General features: G+C 65.4%; 27 protein-coding genes. 20 read left to right on the top strand and 7 right to left on the bottom strand.

The window, feature by feature from the left end; genetic code table 11:
* Window positions 1-28: 28 nt before the first annotated feature.
* The gene (locus KHO27_RS13020; protein ID WP_110700906.1) at window positions 29-1,108 is read right to left on the bottom strand and encodes a patatin-like phospholipase domain-containing protein; all 1,080 of its coding nucleotides are present in this window, start codon (window positions 1,106-1,108) and stop codon (window positions 29-31) included.
* Window positions 1,109-1,302: 194 nt separating this feature from the next.
* Here KHO27_RS13020 and KHO27_RS13015 point away from each other — a divergent pair, with 194 nt between their 5' ends.
* The 5 genes from KHO27_RS13015 (at window position 1,303) to KHO27_RS12995 (ending at window position 5,307) form a co-directional block, all read left to right on the top strand.
* Window positions 1,303-1,611: a PepSY domain-containing protein gene (locus tag KHO27_RS13015; protein ID WP_139669941.1), complete on the top strand. Its 309-nt coding sequence runs from the start codon at window positions 1,303-1,305 to the stop codon at window positions 1,609-1,611.
* Window positions 1,611-1,925 (top strand): PepSY domain-containing protein, encoded by a 315-nt coding sequence (locus tag KHO27_RS13010; protein WP_023632694.1) that lies wholly within the window; start codon window positions 1,611-1,613, stop codon window positions 1,923-1,925. Before KHO27_RS13015 ends, KHO27_RS13010 begins: the two co-directional genes overlap by 1 nt.
* On the top strand, window positions 1,926-2,594 hold the full coding sequence (locus KHO27_RS13005) for a response regulator transcription factor (protein WP_102683274.1): 669 nt from the start codon (window positions 1,926-1,928) through the stop codon (window positions 2,592-2,594).
* Window positions 2,591-3,910: a sensor histidine kinase gene (locus tag KHO27_RS13000; protein WP_214501943.1), complete on the top strand. Its 1,320-nt coding sequence runs from the start codon at window positions 2,591-2,593 to the stop codon at window positions 3,908-3,910. The genes KHO27_RS13005 and KHO27_RS13000 overlap by 4 nt, the downstream gene beginning before the upstream one ends.
* A gap of 239 nt (window positions 3,911-4,149) precedes the next feature.
* On the top strand, window positions 4,150-5,307 hold the full coding sequence (locus KHO27_RS12995; RefSeq protein WP_214501942.1) for an HPP family protein: 1,158 nt from the start codon (window positions 4,150-4,152) through the stop codon (window positions 5,305-5,307).
* Here the strand turns inward: KHO27_RS12995 and KHO27_RS12990 are convergent.
* Together KHO27_RS12990 and KHO27_RS12985 are read right to left on the bottom strand one after the other, a co-directional pair.
* The gene (locus KHO27_RS12990; protein WP_102683276.1) at window positions 5,281-6,147 is read right to left on the bottom strand and encodes a LysR family transcriptional regulator; all 867 of its coding nucleotides are present in this window, start codon (window positions 6,145-6,147) and stop codon (window positions 5,281-5,283) included. The genes KHO27_RS12995 and KHO27_RS12990 overlap by 27 nt on opposite strands.
* Window positions 6,148-6,213: 66 nt before the next feature.
* Window positions 6,214-7,077 carry a universal stress protein gene (locus tag KHO27_RS12985; RefSeq protein ID WP_214501941.1) on the bottom strand — a complete coding sequence of 288 codons (864 nt, stop codon included), beginning with the start codon at window positions 7,075-7,077 and terminating at the stop codon, window positions 6,214-6,216.
* Window positions 7,078-7,234: 157 nt separating this feature from the next.
* On the opposite strand from KHO27_RS12985, the gene KHO27_RS12980 reads away from it, so the two are divergent.
* Window positions 7,235-7,852: a MiaE family protein gene (locus KHO27_RS12980; protein ID WP_214501940.1), complete on the top strand. Its 618-nt coding sequence runs from the start codon at window positions 7,235-7,237 to the stop codon at window positions 7,850-7,852.
* A gap of 1 nt (window position 7,853) precedes the next feature.
* Here KHO27_RS12980 and KHO27_RS12975 read toward each other — a convergent pair whose 3' ends face one another.
* Window positions 7,854-8,174 (bottom strand): ElaB/YgaM/YqjD family protein, encoded by a 321-nt coding sequence (locus tag KHO27_RS12975; protein ID WP_110700898.1) that lies wholly within the window; start codon window positions 8,172-8,174, stop codon window positions 7,854-7,856.
* Between the two features lie 130 nt (window positions 8,175-8,304).
* Here KHO27_RS12975 and KHO27_RS12970 point away from each other — a divergent pair, with 130 nt between their 5' ends.
* Together KHO27_RS12970 and KHO27_RS12965 are read left to right on the top strand one after the other, a co-directional pair.
* Window positions 8,305-8,568, top strand: a complete 264-nt coding sequence (locus KHO27_RS12970; protein WP_023630897.1) for a hypothetical protein — start codon at window positions 8,305-8,307, stop codon at window positions 8,566-8,568.
* Window positions 8,569-8,635: 67 nt separating this feature from the next.
* Window positions 8,636-9,577, top strand: coding sequence for a carbon-nitrogen hydrolase family protein (locus KHO27_RS12965; protein WP_110700896.1), 942 nt, complete (start codon window positions 8,636-8,638; stop codon window positions 9,575-9,577).
* Between the two features lie 25 nt (window positions 9,578-9,602).
* Here KHO27_RS12965 and KHO27_RS12960 read toward each other — a convergent pair whose 3' ends face one another.
* A complete protein-coding gene (locus tag KHO27_RS12960) occupies window positions 9,603-10,073 on the bottom strand; it encodes an LEA/WHy family protein (RefSeq protein ID WP_111533036.1) in 471 nt (156 codons plus the stop codon).
* A gap of 86 nt (window positions 10,074-10,159) precedes the next feature.
* Window positions 10,160-11,056 carry a LysR family transcriptional regulator gene (locus KHO27_RS12955; protein ID WP_111533037.1) on the bottom strand — a complete coding sequence of 299 codons (897 nt, stop codon included), beginning with the start codon at window positions 11,054-11,056 and terminating at the stop codon, window positions 10,160-10,162.
* 102 nt (window positions 11,057-11,158) lie between these two features.
* Here KHO27_RS12955 and KHO27_RS12950 point away from each other — a divergent pair, with 102 nt between their 5' ends.
* The 6 genes from KHO27_RS12950 to KHO27_RS12925 all read left to right on the top strand — a co-directional run bounded on the left by KHO27_RS12950 (window position 11,159) and on the right by KHO27_RS12925 (window position 16,623).
* Window positions 11,159-12,238 (top strand): extracellular solute-binding protein, encoded by a 1,080-nt coding sequence (locus KHO27_RS12950; protein ID WP_110700890.1) that lies wholly within the window; start codon window positions 11,159-11,161, stop codon window positions 12,236-12,238.
* A gap of 23 nt (window positions 12,239-12,261) precedes the next feature.
* Window positions 12,262-13,218 (top strand): agmatinase, encoded by a 957-nt coding sequence (gene speB, locus KHO27_RS12945; protein WP_110700888.1) that lies wholly within the window; start codon window positions 12,262-12,264, stop codon window positions 13,216-13,218.
* A 122-nt stretch (window positions 13,219-13,340) separates the two neighbouring features.
* Window positions 13,341-13,661, top strand: a complete 321-nt coding sequence (locus KHO27_RS12940; protein WP_110700886.1) for a hypothetical protein — start codon at window positions 13,341-13,343, stop codon at window positions 13,659-13,661.
* A 21-nt stretch (window positions 13,662-13,682) separates the two neighbouring features.
* Window positions 13,683-14,831, top strand: coding sequence for a PQQ-dependent sugar dehydrogenase (locus KHO27_RS12935; protein WP_110700884.1), 1,149 nt, complete (start codon window positions 13,683-13,685; stop codon window positions 14,829-14,831).
* A gap of 95 nt (window positions 14,832-14,926) precedes the next feature.
* Complete coding sequence (gene zapE, locus KHO27_RS12930; protein ID WP_110701006.1) at window positions 14,927-16,027, top strand: cell division protein ZapE; 1,101 nt, start codon at window positions 14,927-14,929, stop codon at window positions 16,025-16,027.
* 11 nt (window positions 16,028-16,038) lie between these two features.
* Entirely contained in the window at window positions 16,039-16,623 is a 585-nt protein-coding gene (locus KHO27_RS12925) for a DinB family protein (RefSeq protein WP_110700881.1), read from the top strand.
* Between the two features lie 7 nt (window positions 16,624-16,630).
* Here KHO27_RS12925 and KHO27_RS12920 read toward each other — a convergent pair whose 3' ends face one another.
* Window positions 16,631-16,999 carry a CesT family type III secretion system chaperone gene (locus tag KHO27_RS12920; protein ID WP_111533039.1) on the bottom strand — a complete coding sequence of 123 codons (369 nt, stop codon included), beginning with the start codon at window positions 16,997-16,999 and terminating at the stop codon, window positions 16,631-16,633.
* Window positions 17,000-17,269: 270 nt separating this feature from the next.
* Between KHO27_RS12920 and KHO27_RS12915 the strand changes: the two genes are divergently transcribed.
* From KHO27_RS12915 to KHO27_RS12890, 6 genes are read left to right on the top strand one after another with little or no spacing between them, the layout of a single operon-like run.
* A complete protein-coding gene (locus tag KHO27_RS12915) occupies window positions 17,270-18,136 on the top strand; it encodes a helix-turn-helix transcriptional regulator (protein ID WP_146230425.1) in 867 nt (288 codons plus the stop codon).
* Window positions 18,120-18,599: a CesT family type III secretion system chaperone gene (locus tag KHO27_RS26395; protein WP_110700875.1), complete on the top strand. Its 480-nt coding sequence runs from the start codon at window positions 18,120-18,122 to the stop codon at window positions 18,597-18,599. The genes KHO27_RS12915 and KHO27_RS26395 overlap by 17 nt, the downstream gene beginning before the upstream one ends.
* Window positions 18,587-20,152 (top strand): type III secretion system outer membrane ring subunit SctC, encoded by a 1,566-nt coding sequence (gene sctC / locus KHO27_RS12905; RefSeq protein WP_110700873.1) that lies wholly within the window; start codon window positions 18,587-18,589, stop codon window positions 20,150-20,152. Before KHO27_RS26395 ends, sctC begins: the two co-directional genes overlap by 13 nt.
* Before the next feature lies 1 nt (window position 20,153).
* Window positions 20,154-21,056, top strand: coding sequence for an FHA domain-containing protein (locus KHO27_RS12900; RefSeq protein ID WP_110700871.1), 903 nt, complete (start codon window positions 20,154-20,156; stop codon window positions 21,054-21,056).
* Window positions 21,046-21,243 carry an EscE/YscE/SsaE family type III secretion system needle protein co-chaperone gene (locus tag KHO27_RS12895; protein WP_110700868.1) on the top strand — a complete coding sequence of 66 codons (198 nt, stop codon included), beginning with the start codon at window positions 21,046-21,048 and terminating at the stop codon, window positions 21,241-21,243. Before KHO27_RS12900 ends, KHO27_RS12895 begins: the two co-directional genes overlap by 11 nt.
* Window positions 21,233-21,514: an EscF/YscF/HrpA family type III secretion system needle major subunit gene (locus tag KHO27_RS12890; RefSeq protein WP_110700866.1), complete on the top strand. Its 282-nt coding sequence runs from the start codon at window positions 21,233-21,235 to the stop codon at window positions 21,512-21,514. Before KHO27_RS12895 ends, KHO27_RS12890 begins: the two co-directional genes overlap by 11 nt.
* Window position 21,515: the final 1 nt, after the last annotated feature.

The following is a 21,515-nucleotide window of genomic DNA, read 5'->3' as shown; positions in this document are numbered from 1 at the left end:
CGATGCGCGCAGTCTACCAGCATGCCCGCTACAAGGCTTGCAACTGATCCTGCAACCGCCCGGTGGCGATCAGCTCCAGCAGTTCGTCGCCCAGGCGCCGGCTTTCGGCGATGGCCTTGTACCAGTAGCGCTTGCGGCTCGGCGCATCGCCCATGAAACGCTTGAAGTCGTTGCGATCCGGCAGCTTGCCGTAGGGCAGGGCGGCGAGGTACTGCGGCGACGGGGTCATCAGCAACACATTCTGCAGGCGTGTGGCGTTGCCCTTGCGCCAGGGCAGGGCCTTGTCGAACCAGCCGGGCACCACCTTGTCGGTGAAGTGCGGGTAGAGCACCAGGTCGTCGCCGCGGTAGGGCAGGTCCAGGTGGTAGTCGAGCAGGCCGCCGTCGCGGTAGGTGCCGGCACCCGCGCCGGGGATGTCGCGCACACCCTCCATGACCATCGGGATCGAGCCCGAGGCGAGCAGGGCGTGGCGCAGGTTGGCCAGGTCCAGCGGCAGGCTGCGCGAAGGGAAGTCGGTGAGCGCCTCCAGCGGTGGCGCGGCACGTTCATCGTGCAGGATCACCCGCTCGAAGTGCCGGGCCAGGCGCGAGCGGCCCAGCAGGTTGCTGGCGATCACCGAGCCCAGACCCACGCCCAGGCGGCCACGGTGGTCGTGGGCGAGCTGGCCGTGGCTCTTCACCACCAGGATGTTCAGGCGATAGTGCGGGTTGGCGAGGATCTGCCCATCGCGGCCCTGCAGCAGGTCGTCGAGCATGCGTTGGCAGCTCTGGCTGATTTCCCTGGGGGTCACGCCCTTGGCGAAATCCTGCTCGGTATACAGCTCGCCCAGGCGGCGGATGCCGGCCACCGGGTCGTCGAGGCAGGCACTGGCGAAACGCCAGGAGCCGATCGAGGCGCCGATCAATGCCCGTTGCCGTGGTGCCGTCGGCAGCCATTCACCGAACAGCGCCAGGTCCAGGCCCTGGATTCCCAAGGGCTTGGGGCCACCGGCGGCGCCCGGCAGCACGCCGACATCGGCGGCCAGCAGGCCGCGCTCGCGAATCTGCCGCAAGGCGCGCTGGCCGGCCTTGAAGGTCAGGGCGGGGTACTTGATGTGGATGGCGCTCATGGCGGGGTCTCGGGCAGGGCAGGTGGGCAGTATAGGGCTTTATCGCGAGGCGGCGATGCCATCACCGCTCCACGTGGCCGCGACAAGGCCGCAAGCTGCGCTATCATGCGGCCAGCTGTTTTCAGGTTGAGTTAAGGACCGGTGGTTAATCTTAACCCCGTAGACAAATTGCACATCTCGCTGGAGAGAACCTCATGAAAACTTTGACTGCCCTGTTCACCGCCGCCGCCCTCGCTTTCGGTGCCAATGCCGCCTTCGCCAAGGATGTGCAGCCCGATGAAGTGGTCAAGCTGGTGAACGCCAAGACCATCAAGTCGCTGGACGATCTGAAGGCCGCCGCCGTGGCCAAGCACCCCGGCGCCACCGTGACCGACTCGGAGCTCGAGGATGAGTACGGCCGCTACATCTACAAGGTCGACCTGCGTGATGCCCAGAACGTCGAATGGGACGTGGCCCTGGACGCCAAGACCGGTGAAGTCCTGAAGGACGAGCGAGACAACTGATGCCTGCACTACCGCGAACGGCACGCTACCTGGCCTTGGCCCTGTTGACCGTCTGTTCGCTGGCCGCCGCGCGCGACCTGGACCAGGATGAAGCCCTGGAGCTTCGGCAAAAGGGCATCATCCTGCCGCTGGAGCAATTGCTCGAAGCCGCCCTGGGGCGTTACCCCGGGGCACGGCTGCTGGAGGCGGAGCTGGAAGAGAAGCACGAGCGCTACGAGTACGAGGTCGAACTGCTGACCCCGGCAGGCGTGGTGCGCGAGATCAAGCTCGACGCCCGCACCGGCGCGCTGCTCAAAGACGAGGAAGACGACTGAATGCGCCTGCTGCTTGTCGAGGACAATGTCCCCCTGGCCGATGAACTGACCGCCACCCTGCAGCGCCAGGGTTATGCCGTGGACTGGCTGGCCGATGGCCGCGATGCGGTGTACCAGGGCCAGAGCGAACCCTACGACCTGATCATCCTCGACCTGGGCCTGCCCGGGCTGCCGGGGCTCGAAGTGCTGGGGCAATGGCGCGCGAGCGGCCTGGCCACCCCGGTGCTGATCCTCACCGCCCGTGGCTCCTGGGCCGAGCGTATCGAAGGCCTCAAGGCCGGGGCCGACGACTACCTGAGCAAGCCCTTCCACCCCGAGGAGCTGCAACTGCGCATCCAGGCCCTGTTGCGCCGGGCCAAGGGGCTGGCCAACCAGCCGAAACTGGAAGCGGCCGGCCTGCATCTGGACGAGTCGCGCCAGTGCGTGAGCCGTGAGGGTGTCGATGTCCAGCTCACCGCCGCCGAGTTCCGTCTGTTGCGCTATTTCATGCTGCATCCGGGGCAGGTGCTGTCCAAGAGCCACCTGGCCGAGCACCTCTATGACGGCGAAACCGAACGCGACTCCAACGTGCTGGAAGTGCACGTCAACCACCTGCGGCGCAAACTGGGGCGCAGCGTGATCGAGACCCGCCGCGGCCAGGGCTACGTGTATGCCGGGAGCGCCGCGTGAAGTCGATCCAGGCGCGCCTGAGCCTGGGCCTGGTGGCGGTACTGGTAGTGGTTGGGCTGGCCCTGGCGCAGTTGACCTTGTGGCTGTTCGAGGCGGGCCTGCAGCGTTACCTGGAAGCGGGCCTGCGCAAGGAAAGCGAAAACCTGCTGGTGGCGCTGGTGCGTGGCCCGTCCGGCCTGCAGCTGGACGAGCGACGACTGTCGGCAGCCTACCAGCAGCCGTTCTCGGGCTACTACTTCCGCATTGATTTCGACCAGGGTACCTGGCGCTCCCGATCGTTATGGGACATGGACATGCCCAAGCCTGGCAAACCCGGCCTGGACGATGGCCACGAACTGGGCCCCGAGGGCCAGCAACTGCTGGCCTATCGTGGGGACTACCGGCGGCTCGGCCAGGACATCTCGATCAGCGTGGCCCAGGACTACTCACCAGTGCGCGAGGGCTTTCGGCGCATGCAACAGATCGGCCTGGGCCTGGGGCTGGTGGCGTTGATATTGGTCCTGGTGCTGCAGCGCCTCACCGTGACCCGCTCGTTGCGCCCGCTGGAGCGGGCGCGCCAGCAGATCGCCCAGTTGCAGCAGGGCCAGCGCTCGCAACTGGACGCCGAAGTGCCCAGCGAACTGCAACCGCTGGTGGACCAGATCAACCACCTGTTGACCCATACCGAAGACAGCCTGCGCCGTTCGCGCAATGCCTTGGGCAACCTCGGTCATGCCTTGAAAACGCCGCTGGCGGTGCTGATCAGCCTGGCTGCCAGCGAACGCCTGCAGGCGCTGCCCGAGGTGCGCGCGCAGATGCGCGAGCAACTGGAGCAGATCCAGCAACGCCTCGCCCGCGAACTCAACCGCGCGCGCCTGGCCGGCGATGCCTTGCCTGGCGCGCAGTTCGATTGTGACGCTGAACTGCCCGGGCTGCTGGCGACGCTGGGGATGATCCATGGCGAAGGCTTGTTGCTGGAGCGCGATGTACCTCCGGGCTTGTTGCTGCCCTGGGACCGCGAGGATTTGCTGGAACTGCTCGGCAACCTGCTGGACAACGCCTGCAAATGGGCCGATAGCGAGGTGCGCCTGGGCATCGCGCCAACCACCGAAGGTTACCAGCTGTGGGTCGATGACGATGGCCCGGGCATCCCTGAGGCGCAACGCCTGCAAGTGCTCGAGCGCGGCTCGCGGCTGGACGAGCAGGTCGATGGCCATGGCCTGGGGCTGGGCATCGTGCGCGATATCGTCGAGGCATGGGGGGGGCGCATCGCACTGCTGGAAAGCCCGCTGGGCGGGCTACGGGTCAGTATCGAACTGCCGCGCAAGGGGCGTTGATCGGCGCCGGCCCAATCGCGGGGCGGATCAACCGTGCAAAAAAATTGCAGTACAGCCGCAGTTTTTTGAATTGGCCCAGCGCCACCTGCGCCCGGCACAATGCCGGCCACGAAACCTTGCGGTTTCCATCTCTCCAAGGACGGAGCCCCCTTGCGCCACTGCATTGCGCAACACAGGGCCCAGGCCGGTCGCGCTGGGCTTTCTTTTTACAATCAGAAGAACACGATCAAGTCACCTCGATGTCTGCCTCGCGTCCCGAATCCCGCCTGCAGCGCCTGCTGCCGGCGCCCCTGAACATCCCTCCCCGAGAATGGTTGCGAGCAGGCCTAGGCGCGCTGCTTGGACTGTTTCTTGCGGGTTACCTGTGCAGCCTGGCCTATGGGCCATCGATCGCCCTGCATTTGCTGGGGCCGCTGGCAGCCTCCGCGGTGCTGGTGTTCGCCGTGCACTCGGGCCCGTTGGCCCAGCCCTGGCCCGTACTGGGCAGTTATGCGTTGGCGGCTGCCGTGGGCCTGGCCATGCGTCACGCATTCGGCGATGGGTTGTGGGTCGCGGCCGCGGCGTTGGGCATCGCCATCCTGGCGATGTGCCTGCTGCGCTGCCTGCACCCGCCCGGTGGCGGCGTGGCGGCCAGCGCCGTGCTGGCCGACCCAGGGTTGGTGGCCATGGGTGACCACCTGCTCGAGCCGGTACTGCTCAATGCGCTGATCCTGGTCGGCGTGGCTGTGCTCTACAACCGCCTGACCGGCGTGCGCTACCCCAAGGGCGCGACCCCGCGCCGCGACCTGCATCACACCCACGACGCGCTGCCGGGCGAGCGGGTCGGCATCTGCGCCGCAGACCTGGACCAGGCCCTGGAGGAGATCGGCGAGTTCGTCGATGTCACCCGTGACGAGCTGGAGCGGATCATCCTGGCCACCGAGCAACACGCCCTGCACCGTAGCCTGGGCGGCATCACCGCCAGCTCGGTGATGTCCCGCGACGTGCAGTGGGCAACGCCGCGCACCACCCTCGAACAGGCCTGGAAGCTGCTATCTGGCCATCACCTCAAGACCCTGCCGGTACTGGAAGAGGGGCGCTTGGTGGGGGTCGTCAGTCTCAGCGACCTGGTCGGCCCGGCCATGGCGCGTGGGCGTTTCAGCTGGCGTGGCCTGTTCCGGCGCAAGGTGGTGCGCTTGGAACAGGTGATGAGCCGTCGGGTGGTCAGCGTCGGCAGCCAGCATCCGCTGGAGCGCCTGTTGCCGTTGCTCAGTGAACAGGGGCTGCACTGCCTGCCGGTGCTCGACGACGAAAAGCTGGTGGGGGTGATCACCCAGACCGACCTGATCGCCGGCCTCAAGCGGCACCTGCTCACTGCCGCGGCGCAGGGCTCAGATCACCGGGTCCCAGCGCTGTGACCAGTCGCTTTCGCCAGCGGCCACCAGCCGGCGCAACACGCTGAAGGCCTGCTGCAACGCCTCGCTGTCGCGCTCGCGGGCATGCACCAGGAAGGTCGGGTAGGTGAACTCCGGCGCCTGGGGCACGCGCTCGAATACCCCGCTTTGCAGGTAGGCCTGGACCACCCGGGTGCGGAAATAGCCGCTGCCGCCGTGCTCGAGAATGAACTGCAGGGCCAGGGGCCCGAGGTTGAAGCTCAGGGCCGGGCGCGACAGCTCGGGCAGGGCGGCGTCGTGCTGGCGGCGGAAAGCTTCGCCCCAGTCGATGTAGATGTACGGATCGGGCGCATCGACCCGGCGCACACGGATCAGCTTCTCTTCCATCAATTGCTCGACTTGCAGGCCAGGACCATAGGTCGGCTGGTAGACCAGCGCGGCGTCGAGCAAGCCCATCTCCACCTTGCGCAGCAGTGCTTCGCCATCGCTGACCTCGCTGCGGATGGCATGGCTGGGCAGGCCCTGGTGCAAGGCGCTGACCCAGTCGAGCAGCATCGGATTGCCCAGGCTCACTTCGGCGCCCACATGCAGCACCAGCTGGCAGCCCTGGGGCAGCGGCAGGTCACGGCGCGCCGCCTCCCAGGTCTGCACCAGCTGGTTGGCATAGCTGACGAAAGCCTCGCCATCGGCGGTCAGGCTGGCGCCGTTGCGGCTGCGCACGAACAGCTGGCAGCCCAGTTGCTGCTCCAGGCGCTGCACACGGGCGCTGATTGCCGTCTGCGAGACGAACAGCCGTTCAGCCGCGGCGACCAGGCTGCCGCAGCGGACGATTTCCAGGAAGGTGCGGGCCTGATCGATGTCCATGGTGCTGCTTCTGTGGCTGGAGAGGCGGCCTATTCTAGAGCGATTGCACCAGTTTGGGGCGATGGTTCAGCCACGTGCCAGTTCAGCCAAGTGTGCCGTGACCTCTTCGCTCTTGAGTACCAGCACATCGCCTTCCAGCGCATCCAGGACCACTTCTGCGGTGTTGCCGATCAGCGCCCCGGAGATGCCGGTGCGGGCCACGGTACCAACGATGGTCACTACCGCGTCGAGTTTCTTCTCGGTATAGGGAATCAGTACGTCGGCCGGTCCTTCGGCGATATGCAGCCTGTCATCGGTAATATCGAATTCCGCCTGGAACGCCGTACACGCCTCGCGATAGCGTTTCTCGATGGTCTCCGTGAGCTGATAGACCGGGTCGGAAGCCGACAGCATCGGCGATGGATGGGCGCTGATCACGTGCAGTTGGCCTTTGGCCAGGCTGGCGATGTCATAGCCGTGGTCGATGATGCTGGTGTGCAACCGGCGATGGGCCTCGTCCTGGTTGCCCACATCCACCGCCGCCAGGATCACGCCGCCGGTCCAGGGGCGCTCGCTCTTGACCATCAGCACTGCGCAGGGGCACGCGCGCAGCAGCTTCCAGTCACTGGGGGTCAGCAATGCCTTGCGCAAGGGGTTTTCCGGGCGGTGCTCCTTGATCACCAGTTCACAGCCTTCCGCTTGCTGCACATGGATGATCGACTGGTGCAGGCTGTCCTTCCACTTCTGTTCATGGGTGACATTGTCGTAGCCATCATCATGCAACTGGCTGCTTAGCAGGCTCAACAGCGCGCTGTGGTCCTGCTTCTTGTCGCACATCAGCAGGTGCAGGCGCGCACCGGTCACCCCGGCAATCAGTTTGGCCCGGGTCAGGGCCCGGCTATGGGCGTGCTCGGGGTCGAGGACGACGAGGATGCTGCGCACGGCTTGCATGGGCGTGAACTCCTTTCTCGGATGGCGACCAATGCCTGACTATAGACGGCGCGGCGACTGCCGCCGGTTGACCTGCATCAAGCATAGTCACTGGCGCTTGCCAGCGCCGCCGGTATAATCGCCGGTCCCGCCGATGTCCCGTGTGATTGTGAGTACCATGTCCCTGATTCCTGAAATCGATGCCTTCCTGGGTTGCCGCACCCCCGACGCCTGGATCGAGGCGGCACTGGCCGACCAGAAAACCCTGCTGATCGATCACAAGAATTGCGAGTTCAAGGCCGCCAGCACGGCGCTGAGCCTGATCGCCAAGTACAACACCCATCTCGACCTGATCAACATGATGTCGCGCCTGGCCCGCGAGGAACTGGTGCACCACGAGCAAGTGCTGCGTCTGATGAAGCGCCGCGGCGTGCCGCTACGGCCGGTGTCGGCAGGGCGCTATGCCTCTGGGCTGCGGCGGCTGGTGCGGGCGCACGAGCCGGTGAAGCTGGTGGACACCCTGGTAGTGGGGGCTTTCATCGAGGCGCGCAGCTGCGAACGCTTCGCCGCCCTGGTGCCGCACCTGGACGAGGAGCTGGGCACCTTCTATCACGGCCTGCTCAAGAGCGAGGCGCGACACTATCAAGGTTATCTGAAGCTGGCTCACCAGTATGGCGACGAAGCGGACATTGCCAGGGTTGTGGAGCAGGTGCGCGAAGCGGAGGTCGGGCTGATCACCTCGCCCGACCAGGAACTGCGTTTCCACAGCGGTATTCCCCAGGCGCAAGCCGCCTGAGTTATTGTCGGCGACCGAGCAGCAACCCGACCACCAGGCCGAGGCCTGCGGAAATCGCCACGGTCTGCCAGGGGTGGCCACCGATATACTCCTGGGTCGCCTCGACCACCGGCTGCGCCTTCTGGCCCAGGCGGCTGGTGGCATCGCGCGCCTGGCGCAACTTGAGCCCCAGTTGCGCGCGCATGCCTTCGGCTTCCTCGCCGACCAGCGCCGCACTGTCGCTGAGCAGCTTCTCGGATTCCTCGATCAATGCCTGCAGCTCGCTGAACACCTGATCCTTGATCTGGTCGTTGTTGCCTTGCGCAGCGGTTTTCCTGGCCATGTACACATCCTCGTGAAGGGTTGGGCGTTGAACAATGGATGCCACGCTGCCGCGAAAGTTGCAGTGGCGTACCGGTGGCGCGTCGACGCAGTGTAAGATAGGCACATTTTCCAGCGGCAGGTAATACCCGATGAGTTTCAATCTGGCCAACATGAGCTTCCAGGAAAGGGCGCAGATCGAGGCAGAAAAGGCCCGCTTGTTCGACTACTGGCAGAACAACCTGGGCAAGGCCAAGGGCGAGGCGGCGCGGCTGATCGCAGAAAAGCCGCGGCGCAAGGGCAAGTGGGCGGAATGGGTACGTGCCGAACTCGACGGCATGTCGCCGCCGGAGTTCAACCAGCTGGTGCGCAGCGAAGTGAACAAGATGATGGCCGCCGCCAGCGCCAACCGCTGAGCCAGGCGAACACCCCGAACGCCTGCGCTGGAGAATCCAACAGACCTTCCAGACTGGAGTTCCCTCGATGCCCAAGTCCATCGTCGCCGCCCTGCAGATCGGTTCGCTGCCTGGCGGGAAGGCCGCCACCCTGGCGCAGATCCTCGACTACGAGCAGGCCATCCATGATGCCGGCGCCAGCCTGGTGGTGATGCCCGAGGCCTTGCTCGGTGGCTACCCGAAAGGCGAAGGGTTCGGCACCCAGCTCGGCTATCGCCTGCCCGAGGGGCGTGAAGCCTTCGCCCGCTATTTCGCCAATGCCATTGATGTACCGGGGCCCGAGACCGACACCTTGGCCGGCTTGTCGGCGCGTACCGGAGCGAGCCTGGTGATCGGCGTGATCGAGCGCAGCGGCAATACCCTGTATTGCACGGTGCTGTTCTTCGAGCCGCACACCGGCCTGGTGGCCAAGCACCGCAAGCTGATGCCCACCGGTACCGAGCGGCTGATCTGGGGCAAGGGCGACGGCTCCACACTGCCGGTAATCGAAAGCCGTGCCGGGCGCATCGGCGCGGCAGTGTGCTGGGAGAACTACATGCCGCTGCTGCGCACTGCGATGTACGCCAAGGGTGTGCAACTGTGGTGCGCACCGACAGTGGACGAGCGCGAGCTTTGGCAGGTGAGCATGCGCCATATCGCCGCCGAGGGGCGCTGCTTTGTCATCAGCGCCTGCCAGGTGCAGGACTCGCCCGCCGCACTGGGCCTGGAGGTGGCCAACTGGCCGGCCGAACGGCCATTGATCAACGGCGGCAGCGTGATCGTCGGCCCGCTTGGGGAGGTGCTGGCCGGACCGCTGGTGGGTGAGCGTGGCCTGCTTTGCGCCGAGGTCGATACCGATGAACTGGTGCGTGCGCGCTACGACTTCGACGTGGTCGGCCACTATGCGCGGCCGGATGTGTTCGAGCTCAGCGTGGACGAGCGTCCGCGGCCCGGAGTACGTTTCGTCGGTTCATCCGGCGCAGGTGAGTGATCTGCCAGCCTGCCGGTAAAGCGGGTTACCAGGCAGGGCCTGCGGCCGTTGGCAGGTCGAGCTTGCCTTTGTCGGTAAAGCGCACGGTACCCAGCGGCCCTCCTGCCAGCTTGCCGCGCAACACATAGGGCAGGCCCTGCAGCGAGTCCGCCCGGCGCAGGCCGTAGGCCTGGCGCAGGAAGGCGAAGGCGGTGACGCTCACCGGCACCACCAGCACCGCTTCGTCGTAGCGGCCGATGTGCCCGCGCTGGTCGCTCACCCCGGCTGCCAGGGGCTGGTTGTTGACTTCCAGGTTGAGGGCGATGCCGTTGAAGTCCACCGGGGTTTCGTTGGGGTTCTGCACGCGGATCTTCACGGCCATGCGCAGCTCCAGGTCCTGGCCGGGCAGGGGGTCGATGCCGATCACGCTGATGTTCAGCGGGTCGCGACCCTGGAACAGGGCGCAGGCATTCAGGCCAAGGGTCAGCAGCAGGATCAGGCAGATGCGGGCATACATGGGGATCTGGCCTTGTGGCACGGGCGAGTCGGCAGTGTCGCAAATGCGTGGCGACGATGAAAGCGGGGCCTGCCGATGTTCCGGGCCTAACGCGAGCCGAATGTCATGCGCAGGTCTTCCATGAAGGCTTGCTGCGCCTCACCGGGTGTTTGCCCGCGATGCCTGGCCAGGGTGAACGGCACCACGAAATCCAGCGCGGTATCCAACGCCCGCAACAGACCTTGGGCTTCCCAGGGCGCGGCGCAGTGGCACGGCAGAAAGCCGATGTGTCGCCCTGACAGGATGAACGTCAAGGCGCTGTCGATCTGCTCTGCCACCGCCATGCTGTGGCGGCTCTGGAAGGGCTCGCCCTGTTTGAGAAAACGATAGGGGTGGCTCACTTGGTCGGCCTCGAGCAACTGCTCGCGGGTTACCTGGGCCTGGGTGAACAAGACGTGCCCCTTGCCGCAGTAAAGCCTCTGGCGCTCCTCGAACAGCGGCAGGTAGTCGAACGCCGCCTGGTTGCCGGAGAAGTAGCTGATGGCGCAGTCCAGGCGTTGCTCCAGCAGCAAGCGTTCGAGTTCGGCCGGTGGCGCGCTGGTCAGTTCCAGGCGCACGCTCTCGTCACGCTGGCGAAACCGCGCGATGGCCTGGGCCAGGCGCAGGCTGACGTCACGGTCCTGGTTCTCGGCCAGGCCGATGCGCACGCTGCCCAGCAAGCGCCCGGCCACGCCATTGGCCTGCTGGCGGAACTGCTCGATCTGCAGCAGCAGGCCGCGGGTGGCCTGCAACAGCAACTCGCCTTTCTCGGTCAGCCGGAAGCCGCCCTTGCCCCGGCTGCACAGGCGATATCCCAGGCGGGTCTCCAGTTTCGCCATCTGCTGGCTGATGCTGGGCTGGCTGAGCCCCAGCACCCCCTGGGCGGCGCTGAAGCCGCCGGCCTCGACTACAGTGACGAACAGCCGCAGCAGGTGCAGGTCCGGGTCGTGCAATTGTCCGAGCATCACATTGCTCCTGGTGAATGTCAGCTTCGCAAAGTTGCCATTTTTGCAATGTAACCCGGCAGGCATGCTGGCGGCATCCACCCCTATGCCGAGGTGTCCGCCATGCGTTCGACGTTGTGCCTGCTTTCATTGCTGATCGCCCTGCCCCTGCAGGCCGAAGAGAAGGTCGTCAACCTGTACAGCTGGGCCGACTATGTCGCCCCGCAGACCCTGGAGCGTTTCGAGAAGGAGACCGGCTACAAGGTCCGCTACGACACCTTCGACACCACCGAGGTGCTGGAGACCAAGCTGCTCACCGGTGGCAGTGGCTACGACGTGGTGGTGCCGTCGGCCACGGTGCTGGCTCGAGCCCTCAAGGCCGGTGCTCTGCAGGCGCTCGAGGCGCAGGCGATGCCCGGCTACGCCAACCTAGACCGGGACCTGCTGGCCAAGCTGGCCGAGGCCGACCCCGGCAACCGCCATGCCGTGCCTTACACCTGGGGCACGCTGGGGCTGGGGGTGAACGTCGAGGCCGTACGCCAGCGCCTGGGCGATGTGCCCCTGGACAGCCTCGACCTGCTGTTCAAGCCTGAGTACGCCAGCCGCCTGAAGGACTGCGGCATCGCCATGCCGGACTCGCCCCAGGAGGTGATCGGCGTGACCCTCAACTACCTGGGCAAGGACCCGTACAGCCAGGACAAGGCCGACCTGGACGCGGCGCAGGCGCTGTTGCAGCAACTGCAACCGTCGATCAGCTACGTGGCCAATGGCCGCCAGATCAACGACCTGGCCAACGGCAGCGTATGCCTGGCGCTCACCTACAACGGCGATGCCGCCATGGCCGCCGACCAGGCGCGCCGCGCCGGCAAGCCCTTCGAGCTGATCTACCGCATCCCCCGCGAGGGCACGCTGGTGTGGCAGGACAACCTGGTGATCCCCAAGGACGCACCGCATCCCGAGGCGGCCCGCGCCTTCATCGCTTTCATGCTGCGCCCCGACTCGGTGGCGGCACTGACCAACACGCTGTTCTTCGCCAACGCCAACCAGGCCGCCACCCCGCTGGTGGACGCGGCGATCCGCAACGATCCGGACATCTATCCGTCGGCCGAGGTGCGCCAGCGCCTGTTCGCCGACCGCAGCATGGCGCTGGCCGACCTGCGCCAGCGCAACCGCCTGTGGACCGCCTTCCGCAGCCGCCAGTGAACGACAACGACAGGAGAAACACCGTGGATCTCGCCCAGGACAACGACCAGGCAATTACCCGTGGCAGCCTCTATGGCACCGCCGCCGAGAGCACTTATGCCGGTATCACCAGCTTTTCCCGGCGCCGCTACAGCCGTGACTTGCGGGGTGTCGACGTGGTGGTCAGTGGCGTGCCGTTCGACACCGCCACCAGCAATCGACCCGGCGCGCGCTTCGGTCCGCGGGCGATTCGCGCCGCTTCGGTGCAACAGGCCTGGGCCCGGCACTGGCCCTGGGCGTTCGATCCGTTCGACCACCTGGCGGTGATCGACTACGGCGATTGTGCTTTCGATAGCGGTACGCCGCAGTCGGTGCCGCAGAGCATCGAGGCGCATGCCGAGCACATTCTCGAGGCTGGCTGCGCCATGCTCACCTTGGGCGGGGACCATTTCATCAGCTATCCGCTGCTCAAGGCCCATGCCCGTCGCCATGGCCCGCTGGCGCTGGTGCACTTCGACGCGCACAGCGACACCTGGCCGGACGAGGAGGGCCAGCGCATCGACCATGGCACGATGTTCTGGCACGCGGCGCGGGAAGGGCTGGTGGACCCGGCGCGCTCGGTGCAGATCGGCCTGCGCACCACCAACGACGACAGCCAGGGCTTCGCCATTCTCGACGCCCGCCAGGTGCATCGCCAGGGCACCGAGGCGATCGTCGCTGCCATCCGCCAGCGGGTGGGCGACCGGCCGGTGTACCTGACCTTCGATATCGATTGCCTGGACCCGGCCTTCGCACCCGGCACCGGCACGCCGGTATGCGGCGGCCTGAGCACGGTGCAGGCGCTGGAGATACTCGGCGGGTTGCGCGGGATCAACCTGGTGGGCATGGACCTGGTAGAGGTGGCGCCCGCCTATGACCATGCCGATATCACTGCGCTGGCAGGCGCGACCCTGGCGATGGAGATGTTGTGCCTGTATGCAGCGCGGCACAAGGTGGGATAACGCCAGGCAACTGAGGGGTGCATACTGAAACATCAGGACCCAAATTCATCCTTTTGCGTCGAACCCTGCGCGCCTTAGGCTATCCAACCTTCGAGCGCGCCTTTTCGTACCGGAGGTGAAGCATGAATCCCACACTGCCAATCCTGGGCCTCGGCCTGGTGCTGGCGTTGCCACTGCAGGCCGCGCCCTTGGCGCCGCCACTGATTGCCGCCAACGACAGCAACAACCCCTACAACAGCCCGATCATGCGCGCCAACCCCAACAGCCGGCAGGGCAGCGTACCGGCAATGCCGCCCGTGCGCGGCCCGTCCACGCAACCCAACCCGCGTCCGCCCACCCTCGACAACCGCGGTATCGGCAACGGTGAAAACCTGCGCCGCGAGCAGCAGACCCCGAACCTGGAACCCACCCGGCCACCACGCGACTCCCTACGTGTGCCGTGAGCCCTTGCAAAGGAAGCGAGCATGACCCCACGCACCTGGTTGACCACCCTGGCCGCTGCCAGCCTGTTGCCCCTGCTGGCGCAGGCCGCCGCCGAGCAGCAGTACCCCAGCGAGGAGGGGCGGCTGACCGTCAGCACTGTTGCCGACGGCCTGCGCAATCCCTGGGCGCTGGCCTTCCTGCCCGGCGGCAAGGACATGCTGGTCACCGAACGCCCCGGCAACCTGCGTATCGTCAACGCCGAGGGCAAGGTCGGGCCGCCGCTGTCCGGTGTACCCAAGGTCTGGGCCGAGGGGCAGGGCGGCCTGCTCGACGTGGTGCTCTCGCCTGAGTTCGCCAAGGATCGAACCGTATATCTGTCCTATGCCGAGGAGGGCAGCGATGGCAAGGCCGGTACTGCGGTCGGTCGTGGCCAGCTGACCCAGGACCAGTCACGCCTGGAGAACTTCACGGTGATCTTCCGCCAGCAGCCCAAGCTGTCCGAAGGCAACCACTTCGGCTCGCGGCTGGTGTTCGACCGTGACGGTTACCTGTTCATCGCCCTGGGCGAGAACAACCAGCGCGCCACGTCGCAGGACCTGGACAAGCTGCAGGGCAAGATCGTGCGCATCCTGCCCGACGGCGAGATACCCAAGGACAATCCCTTCGTCGGGCGCGACAACGTGCGTCCGGAAATCTGGTCGTTCGGCCACCGCAACCAGCAGGGCGCGGCGCTGAACCCCTGGACCGGCAAGCTGTGGACCCACGAGCATGGCCCGCGTGGCGGCGACGAGATCAACATCCCCAAGGCGGGCAAGAACTATGGCTGGCCGATCGCCACCCACGGCATCAACTACTCGCTGCTGCCGATCCCAGAGGCCAAGGGCAAGCACGTCGATGGCATGGTCGATCCGCACCACGTGTGGGAAAAGTCGCCGGGCATCAGCGGCATGGCGTTCTACGACAGCCCCACGTTCAAGGCCTGGGACCACAACCTGTTCATCGGTGCGCTGGCGACACAGGAGTTGATCCGACTGCAGCTCGATGGCGACAAGGTCGTGCATGAAGAACGGCTGTTGGCTGACCTGAAAGCCAGGATTCGTGACGTGCGGGTAGGGCCGGATGGCTATCTGTACGTGCTGACCGATGCCAAGGATGGCGCCTTGCTGAAGGTGGGGCTGACAGAGGGATGATCGTCCCGGCGGAGGCCCTGGAGCAAGCTACTACAGTTGCCCTGGGGCAATGTTGTGGAAGCGGGCTTGCCCAGCGATGGCGTACCATGCGCGGCATGACCCCTGAATCCCTTTATCACAAGGCGCTGGCCGAGCGTGGCTACGTCGCCGATCCCGCCCAGGCAGCGGCTGTGGCTGCGTTGCAGGACTGCTTCGACGCCCTGCGTCAGGGCCTGCCGACGCAAGGCCTGTACCTCTGGGGCCCGGTCGGCCGTGGCAAGACCTGGTTGATGGACCTGTTCCATCGCAGCCTGCAATTGCCGGCCCGGCGCCAGCATTTCCACCATTTCATGGCATGGGTTCATCAGCGCCTGTTCCAGCTCAATGGCACCGCCGACCCGCTCGCGGCCCTGGCCCGGGCGCTGGCCGAGGAGATACGGGTGTTGTGTTTCGACGAGCTGTTCGTCAGCGATATCGGCGATGCGATCATCCTCGGCCGTCTGTTCCAGGTGTTGTTCGATCACGGTGTGGTGATCGTCGCCACCTCGAACCAGCCGCCCTGCCAGTTGTACCGCGATGGCTTCAACCGCGAGCGGTTCCTGCCGGCCATCGCCGCCATCGAGCGGCACATGCGCGTGCTGGCGGTGGCGGGGGAGCAGGATCACCGCTTGCACCCCGGCCTGCAACAGCAGCGCTACTGGGTCGGCCAGCCGGGGCGGTCGAGCGCGCTCGAGGCGGTGTTCGGCCAGTTGAGCCCGGACGACCCAGGCAACGACCAACCGCTGCAGCTTGGCTCCCGGCAGATCGGCGTGCTGCGCCGCAGTACGCAGGCCATTTGGTGCCATTTTAGTGCCCTGTGCGAGCAGCCGCTGGCCGCCATGGACTTCATGGCCTTGTGCGACCGCTTTCCGGCGATCCTGGTCAGCGGCATTCCGGCCCTGGGTGGCCTCCAGCAGGCCGGCCGCATTGCCCGCGGTACCGAGGACGGGGCCGCCCGCGTCGAGGCCGGGGACCGCCAGTTACCGACACTGGCGCCGAAGGATGACAGCGTTCGGCGCTTCATCGCCCTGGTGGACGAATGCTACGACCGTCGGGTGTTGTTGTACCTGGAAGCCGAGGTGCCGCTGGAAGCGCTCTACACTCAAGGGTATCTGGCGTTCCCGTACCAACGGACCCTGAGCCGGCTACGGGAGATGCAACTGCAACGCTTCGCCTGAAGGAGCTGCCCATGGAGCCGCTGTCGCATCATCTGCTGACCCAGGCCTACAACAATGGCTGGGCCAACCACCGCCTGTACAAGGCTTGCCTGCAACTGACCCAGGACGAGTTCGTCGCCCCGCGCTGCAGTTTCTTCCCGTCGATCAAGGCCACCCTCAACCACCTGTTGACGGTGGACTGGTTCTATCTGGATGCACTGGAGTGCGAGCAACGCGGCCAAACGCCGGATCCGGACGGCGAGCGCTTCTTCCAACCCGAGCAGCCCTTCGCCACCTGCACCGACCTGCAGGCCCAGCAGGCCCAGGCCGACCAGCGCCTGATCGCCTATTGCCGGCAATTGCGCGACGACCAGTTGCGGCGCTATGTGAGCATCGTGCGACCGGACCGGGTGCAACAGGAGCAACGTTTGCGCTTGCTGTCACACCTGTTCGAGCACCAGATCCACCATCGCGGCCAGGTGCACGCGATGCTCAGCGATACGGCGATCAGGCCACCGCAGTTGGACGAATTCTTCTGCGAAGAGGAGGCCTCACTGCGATCCGAGGATTTTGCCGCGCTGGGTTGGAGCGAGGCGCAGGTCTGGGGGCAGCCCTGAGCGGCGTTCAGGCTGTTTCATCACCTGCCAGATCGTGGGCGGCCTGCACCAGTTGCTCGAGCTGGTGATGCACCATGGCGCGGTCCAGCTGCGCCAGGGGCTGGCGATTCCACAGTATTTGTATGTTGGTGAGCGGGTCGAGACCGATCACAGGCTTGCAGGTGTCCTGGCAGAACAGGTTCTGTTCACCCCAGCGTATGTCGTCGATTACGGGGAGTTCGATGAACATCAGCAAGTGGTCCGCCGGGTGCTCGGTAACGTTGCACACAAAAGACCCCACGCGCAGGCTGATCACCGGCTCGAAGGTCAAGGGGGGCTCCAGCTTCAGGGCAGCGTACAGCTGGGTCAATGCGTAGTCATAGTTCGTGCCTGACATGGCGAGCTCTCGATCAAAGGGCTTGCCACGGTAGTCAGTGCATAGCCTGCAAGATAGCGGGTGTGGTCGCCATTTTTTAGCTGCTGGGCTTGCTGCTATTCGGCACAGGCGTGCTTCGCATTGCCTTACAGAGCTGATGAATTTCCTACAAGTGATGGCGAATAGCCTCCCTCTCGGCGAGGACAATCCCTGCGTTCATTCGTGGGAAGGCGCCGTAGTCTGTGGCCTTGTCTGCATCGCGGAGGCAAGGGCTGCAAGGTCATCTCAATCTTGCACGATCTGCTGTCCGACGATGCGTATAGGGTCCTACGGGAAGTAGGGCCTCGCGTGATAGGGATTTCTCCAGTTGAGGGCTGGTGTGTGCAAGGTCGGCAGTTGGATGTTGTCGGGGCGGGGTTCGCGTCCCAGGGGCAGGAAGGCTTCTACGCGGTGATGGTGGGGCAGCTGACGCTTCGCGGAAAGGACGACATCATTCACCTACAGGCAGGCGAGCTGCTGTTCGTCAAGCGCGGCACCTATCTGGTGGCGAGCCAATGGCAGGCATGCGAAGTGCTCTGGCTGCCGCTGGATGTGAATTTCGTGCAGGCGTTCGTGAAACGTCATGGCAATGACCTTGCCCACCTCGAACGCTGTGACGAGCCAGGTGTGAGTACCCTCCGGCTGCGACCCTGCACGATGGCGCAGGAATGTGTGACTCGCCTGGCGGCGCTCGGGGGCGAAGGCACGTCGTCGATGCTGGCGATGCTGCGCCTGGAGGAGCTGTTGCTGCTGCTCATTTTCGGCGCGCAGGGGCGGACCTTGCTGGCGGCACTGCGGCAACAGGGCAATCGCCATGTCGATCGCCTGCACGCATTCATGGAACAGCACTATCTGCGTGATTGGCGCCTGGACCAGTACGCCCAGGCCTTCGGCTTGGGCCTGACGGCGTTCAAGAGTTTGTTCAACACCTTCTACAACTGCTCGCCACGGGCCTGGATCACCGAGCGCAGGATCGTCCATGCGCACCATCTGCTGCTTAACACGCGTATGAGCATTGTCGACATCGCCATGGAAAGCGGCTTTTCCAGCCAGTCGTATTTCAGCCAGAGCTATCGCCGACGGTTCGGCCGCACCCCCAGCGATGCTCGCCGTGGCTGACAAACTCTTCTGTTCCCTCCGTTGCACGGACGATGCCCGTATGAACACACTTTTGCAGCAAATGGCCCGACGGTTGGGCATGCCTCCCTGGTTGGCAAATGAGCGCGGTGGCTACCAATTGTGGATCGAGGGGCGTGCCCTTTCGCTCGAGCCGCAAGGCACGCAACTGGTTGTTCGCAGCTCGCTGTCGTCACTGGTGGGCCAAGGCGCCAGCCTCGACCCGCAAGCCTTGCGCCGCTTGATGAGCATGCTGACGGTGTGGGCGCAGCACTGTCCGCAGCGACTGGCGCTGACACCTGCGGGAGAGCCGCTGCTTGAAGCGCAGGTAGACCTGGCCCAGGGCGATCTCGACATCGTGGATCACGTGCTGGGTGCTCAGGTCGACCTGCTCGCTCTCCTGTGCGAGCAACATGCTGATCCAGTGCCCGCGACTCACCGGGGAGCTCGCGTATGGCTGCCTTGAGGTCGCTTGCCGCCGGTTTGACGGCGCTGTTGGCCAGCCTTGCGGCCCAGGGCGAGTCACTGGATTGGCCCCAGGAGCCTTTCCACTACGTTGCCCAGGGCGAGAGCCTGCGTGACCTGCTGGGCAACTTCGCCGCCAACTACCAGGGGGCGGTGGTGGTCAGCGACAAGGTCAGGGACCAGGTGAACGCCACGTTCGAGCAGCCGGACCCGGAGGCGTTTCTCGAGCAGGTCGCCGTACTGTTCAACCTGGCCTGGTACTACGACGGCGCGGTGCTATATGTCGGCAAGTCCAGCGAACTACAGACCCGCCTTGTTCACCTGGACAAAGTGCGCGAGCCGCAATTGCGTGCCGCCCTGCAGGAGGGTGGCGGTTGGACGTCGCGCTTCGCCTGGCGCGCCGCGGCGGGTGGGCAGCTGGTGTATGTTTCGGGCCCGCCGCGTTACCTTGATCGCGTCGAGCAGACCGCCAACGCCCTGGAGCAGCAGGCTGTGTTGCAGGACGAACGCGGTGGCAACCTGAGCGTCGAGGTGATCGCGCTCAGGCATGCGGTGGCCGAAGACCGTGAAATCGATTATCGCGACCAGAAGGTGGCGGTACCCGGGGTAGCCACGCTCCTCTCTCGGGTACTGACGAACGCCGATGTACGCGTGGTCGAAGGTCAGGCTGTGGCACAGGGTGCGCCTATAGGCTCCAGTCAAGCCGTTGTCCAGGCCGAAGCGTCGCTCAATGCCATCATCGTGCGTGATCACCCAGAGCGCATGCCCATGTACCGGCGTTTGGTGGCGGCGCTGGACCGTCCGGCGGCGCGCATCGAGGTGGGGCTGACGATCCTCGACATCAACGCCGAGCACCTGGCGGAGCTGGGTGTGGAGTGGCAGGTTGGCATAGGTACCGGCAAGCACCAGTTGATCGACATTCGCACCAGCGCAGGCCAGGCGCAGGGCACGCTTGCCGGCAGCCTGGTCGACAGCCGGGGCGTGGACCGGCTGCTGGCCAAGGTCACGTTGATGCAGGGCGAGGGGCGCGCCCAGGTGGTGTCGCGACCGACCTTGCTGACCCAGGAAAACACCCTGGCGGTGATAGACCACAGCGAAACCTATTATGTGCGGGTGCTGGGCGAACGCGTCGCCGAGCTCAAGGCGATCACCTACGGCACCTTGTTGAAGATGACCCCACGTCTGATCCGCAGTGCGGACCGGCCCGAAATCAGCCTGAGCCTGCATATCGAGGACGGTAGCCAGAAGCCCAACAGTACTGGGCCCGATGGTATACCCACCATCAGTCGCACGGTCATCGACACGCTGGCCCGGGTCGACCTGGGGCAGAGCCTGATGATTGGTGGCATCCACCGCGACGAGTCGAGCGAAAGCCTGCGCAAGGTCCCGCTGTTGGGGGACATTCCGTTCCTGGGCGCCTTGTTTCGTTATCAGTCCAGCAGCACGCGCCGATCGGTTCGGTTGTTCCTGATCGAGCCGAAGCTGATTGACTCGGGGCTCGCAAGTGTCGGCAATGGCTTGAAGTCAGGTCCTGCCCGTGACGAGCGCTCTTGAAATGACTTGGAAACTGCGGGTCTACAGTGGCCTGAATGCGGGGGCCGAGGTGTCCCTGGCACCTGGCCGGGTAGTCATCGGCGCCGACCCGGCGCAAGCCGATCTGGTGCTGGTGGACGCAGGGATCGCCGCTATCCACCTGGTGCTGATGGTCGGGCCTGGCGGGGTACGCCTGCTGGAGTGGGGCACCACCGAACCACCGACACAGGCCGGGGTGACGTTAGCGGCAGATGTCGAGTTGCAGGCTCTGGCCATCCAGCGTTGTGGCCCGTTGTGCTGGGCATTCTGTACGGAGGGCGAAGTGTTTGCCGAGCGCCTTCCCGAGTCGATCCCCCGGCCCGGATTGCGGGCCGGCTGGTTCATGATCCCGGGCGCCGGTTTGCTGCTGTTGCTGGCGCTGCTCACACGCCTGCTGATCCCGGAGGCCGAAGCACAGGGTAAGGCGAACGCAGCCGATCCCCAGGTCGTGTCACACAGCCTGCCCGTTCCACAGGCCCGGACGCGCCTGGCCCAGCTGCTGCGCGAATGGGGACTGGAGGAGGCCCTGACCCTGGAGGACCGCGGTGACACCCTGGTGCTGCGCGGGGCACTGCATGACCGCCAGTATCAGGACGTCCTGAGCCTGCAGCGCCAGTTTCGGCAGACATTCGGCGAGTATCCGCTGTTGAAGCTGGTCGATGAGGGCAGGGCACTTGTGCCCGGGAAACTCGATTTCCCGCTGCGAGCGGTGTCATTGGGGCGGGTGCCCTACGTGACGCTGACCGACAACCATCGCTATCCGGTGGGCGCGCTGATGCCTTCCGGTATCCGCATCCTGGCGATCGATGATCAGACGATCACATTGCGCAAAGGTGGGCGGGACTACTCGATCAATCTGAAGGAGCACCCCATCAATGATGGATGAGCTGTTGCAGGAAACACGTGACCCACCAATACGCGCGCGGATGTACAGGGTGCTGGAGCATGCGCGGCAGGCCCGCGCCGAGCAGATGTCACGCCCCTTGCCGCCCACGGCATTCCAAGCGTTGCACGACGAACGAACGGCCCTTGAAGCGGCCTTGAATATCCTGGAGAAACTGAATGAAAACTGAGGCGCTATTGACGAACCTACCTACCGGATTCCACGACGGCGGCCCCCAAGCCACCTTGGAGAAGATCCACAACGGGATGATCTCGCAGGGGCGAAAGGCCCACAAGGCCGTCCTCGAGTCGATCGATAAACTCCACGTGAATGGCGACGACCCCGCGGCGCTGGCCGACTTGCGCCATCGCACGACCATGTGGTCCAACGCGCTTCAGGTCGATGCGACCATGGGCCAGACCCTCAAGAACACCATCAGCAGCATCCTGCAGAAGTTCTGAG

The organism is Pseudomonas sp. RC3H12 (genome assembly GCF_018596375.1).
Taxonomy (GTDB): Bacteria; Pseudomonadota; Gammaproteobacteria; order Pseudomonadales; family Pseudomonadaceae; genus Aquipseudomonas.
This window is presented reverse-complemented; position numbering and strand designations above follow the sequence as displayed.